The sequence below is a fragment of the Leisingera aquaemixtae genome (assembly GCF_019801145.1).
Lineage (GTDB): Bacteria > Pseudomonadota > Alphaproteobacteria > Rhodobacterales > Rhodobacteraceae > Leisingera > Leisingera aquaemixtae_A.
Map to the genome: position 1 here is coordinate 1 of NZ_JAHVJQ010000032.1, position 2,915 is coordinate 2,915.

The 2,915-nt window shown below is 63.4% G+C and carries 3 protein-coding genes; all 3 read left to right on the top strand.

All coding sequences use genetic code 11. The features are described 5' to 3' along the window. The coding region (locus KUW17_RS23115) for an ABC transporter permease (RefSeq protein WP_222482643.1) at nucleotides 1-819 on the top strand (819 nt) is incomplete at its 5' end. Nucleotides 820-851: 32 nt separating this feature from the next. Beyond that, complete coding sequence (locus KUW17_RS23120; protein WP_409996790.1) at nucleotides 852-1,667, top strand: ABC transporter permease; 816 nt, start codon at nucleotides 852-854, stop codon at nucleotides 1,665-1,667. Between the two features lie 14 nt (nucleotides 1,668-1,681). After that, on the top strand, nucleotides 1,682-2,782 hold the full coding sequence (locus KUW17_RS23125) for an ABC transporter ATP-binding protein (protein WP_222482644.1): 1,101 nt from the start codon (nucleotides 1,682-1,684) through the stop codon (nucleotides 2,780-2,782). The last annotated feature ends 133 nt before the right edge of the window (nucleotides 2,783-2,915 follow it).

A 2,915-nucleotide genomic window follows, 5' to 3' on the forward strand; every position in this document is an offset into this window, starting at 1 on the left:
AGCGCCCCGGCTTCGCTTTATGTGGGGCTTCTGGTGGCTGCGCCGCTGGGGATCCTGGTGGCTTACAGCTTCTGGACCCAGACCTATGTCGAGATCGACAAGACCCTGACCTGGGCCAATTACCTGGAGGCGGCGACCGATCCGCTGGTGCGGCACCTGATGCTGCGCTCGATCCTGATTGCCGGGGCGGTGACCATGGCGACGGTGGCGCTGGCCTATCCGATCGCCTATTTCATCGCCTTCCGCACCCAGAAGAAAACCCTGTGGCTGCTGCTGATCACCATCCCGTTCTGGTCCAGTTACCTGCTGCGGGTGTTCAGCTGGAAACTGATCCTCGGCTTCAACGGGGTGATGAACTCGGCGCTGATCTCATTGGGGCTGATCACAGAGCCGCTGACCTTCCTTCTGTACAATGAATTCGCGGTGGTCCTGACCCTGGCCCATGCCTGGGCGCCCTTTGCGATCCTGCCGATCTATGTGTCGCTGCAAAAGATCGACCGTTCGCTGCTGGAGGCGGCTACCGACCTGGGTCTCAACAAGCTGGAGCGGTTCATCCGTGTCACCCTGCCGCTGACCGTGCCGGGCATCATCGCCGCCAGCCTGATCATTTTCATCCCGACCGTGGGCGACTACGTCACCCCGTCGCTGGTCGGCGGCTCGCAGGGCAAGATGGTGGCGAACCTGATCCAGGTGCAGTTCGGCCCGGCCAACAATTGGCCGCTGGGCGCAACCCTGTCGCTGGTGGCAATGGCCTCTGTCGGCTTTGTGGCCATCCTGTTTGTCATCCTGGCTACCGCTTTGGGGAGGAGGATCCGTTGAGCACACCGGCAAGCGAACCCCTGAACAAGCCGCTGAGCGCTGCTGTCAGCAAGCCGCGGCGCAAACCCTTCCGTTTCCCCTGGCTGCTGGCCTACGCAGTGGCCTACCTGGTGTTCCTCTACCTGCCGGTGCTGCTGCTGCCGCTGTTCTCCTTCAATGACGGCACCATCGTCGCCTTTCCGATGAAGGGCTTCACGCTGAAATGGTACGCCCAGCTGGGCGAGCAGGACACGCTCTTGCAGGCAATGGTGAACTCGCTGATCGTCGGTGCAGTGACTGCGCTGGTGGCCACCTCGCTGGGGCTGTTCGCGGCCCGCGCCTATGTCCGCTACCGTTTCAAGGGGCGCGAGGTTTCCGAGGGGCTGGTGATGCTGCCGCTGGTCATTCCGGGCATCATCGTGGCGTCCTCGATGCTGGTGCTGTTCATCTCGCTGGGGCTGAAGCCGTCGCTGACCACGGTGATCCTGGGCCATGTGTTTGTCGCGCTGCCCTTTGCGGTCTCGATCATGAAGTCCGCCTTTGACGACTTCGACCAGTCGCTGGAGGAAGCCGCCTTTGACCTTGGCGAAAGCGTCATCGGCACCTTCCGGCGGGTGACCCTGCCGATCGTGGCGCCGGGGATTGTTGCCAGTCTGCTGGTCACCTTCACCGTTTCCTTCGACGAGTTCGTGCTGGCCTTCTTCCTGTCCGGCAACCAGCCCACGCTGCCAGTTTATATCTGGAGCCAGATCCGCTTCCCGGCCAAGCTGCCGAACACGCTGGCGCTTGGTTCGCTGCTGCTGCTCGCCTCGGTGCTGCTGCTCCTGACCGCCGAATACTTCCGCCGCCGCTCCGCCAAGTCCGCCTGATGAAGGATACGCAGATGACCACTCAGAACATCATCGAAATCTCCGGGGTGGAGAAACGGTTCGGCACCTTCACCGCGGTGCGCGACCTGAACCTGACGCTGAGGGAGGGCGAGTTCTTTTCCCTGCTCGGACCCTCCGGCTGCGGCAAGACCACCGCGCTCAGGATGATCGCGGGCTTCCAGGACCACGACGCCGGCACCATCCGCATCGGCGGCCAGGACATGGCCCACATCCCTGCCAACAAACGCCCCACCAATATGGTGTTCCAGTCCTATGCGATCTTTCCGCATCTGAACGTCGGCGATAACGTCGCCTTTGGTCTGCGCAAGCTGAAGCTGGGCAAAGCAGAGACCGAAGAACGCGTCGCCGAGGCGCTGGAAATGGTGGAGCTGGGCGGGTTGCAGTCGCGCAAGGCGACGGAACTGTCCGGCGGCCAGCGCCAGCGGGTGGCCTTGGCGCGGGCGCTGGTGATGCGGCCCAAGGTGCTGTTGCTGGATGAGCCGCTGTCGGCGCTCGACAAGAACCTGCGCGAGGCGATGCAGTTCGAGATGCGCCGCCTGCAGCAGAAGCTGGGCATCACCTTTGTCATGGTCACTCACGACCAGTACGAGGCGATGACCATGTCCGACCGCATCGGCGTGATGTTCAAGGGCCAGCTGAAGCAGGTCGACAAGCCCGAGGTGCTCTATGCCCGCCCCTGCAGCCAGGAGGTCGCGGCCTTCATCGGCGGCATGAACTTCCTGGATGCGGCTGTCACCGGAGAGGCGGACGGCAAACTGCACGCTGAGGTGCAGGGCTTCGGGCCGCTGTCCATCGATGTGAACCCGAATGTGGCGCGGCGCGGGCCGCAGCTGCTGGCGGGCATCCGTCCCGAACAGCTGGAGATTTCGGCGCAGAAGCCCGACGGCTACGACGGCTATCTGCAGGGCACCGTCAGCAATGCCGCCTTTTACGGCGAGAACGTCCATTACCACGTCACCGCCGACGGCCTGCCGCAGCCCATCGCGGTATCGGTGCCGAACTACTTCCACACGGTTGACCACAAGCAGGGCGATCCGGTCTGGCTGGGGGTGCAGAACGCCTCTGTCATCGACCTCGGCGCCCGCGAGGCATGAGAATAAAGGGAGGACAACATATGAAACACTTCAAAACGGTACTGGCCGCGGCCACGGCATTGACCGCCTCGGCGGGCATCGCATCCGCCGACGCCGCCAGCCTGTCGGTCTTTGACTGGTCCGGCTACGAGGA

Excerpts from the sequence above, each read along its gene's own strand:
- KUW17_RS23125 (WP_222482644.1), top strand. The coding sequence starts at position 1,682 with ATGACCACTCAGAACATCATCGAAATCTCCGGGGTGGAGAAACGGTTC.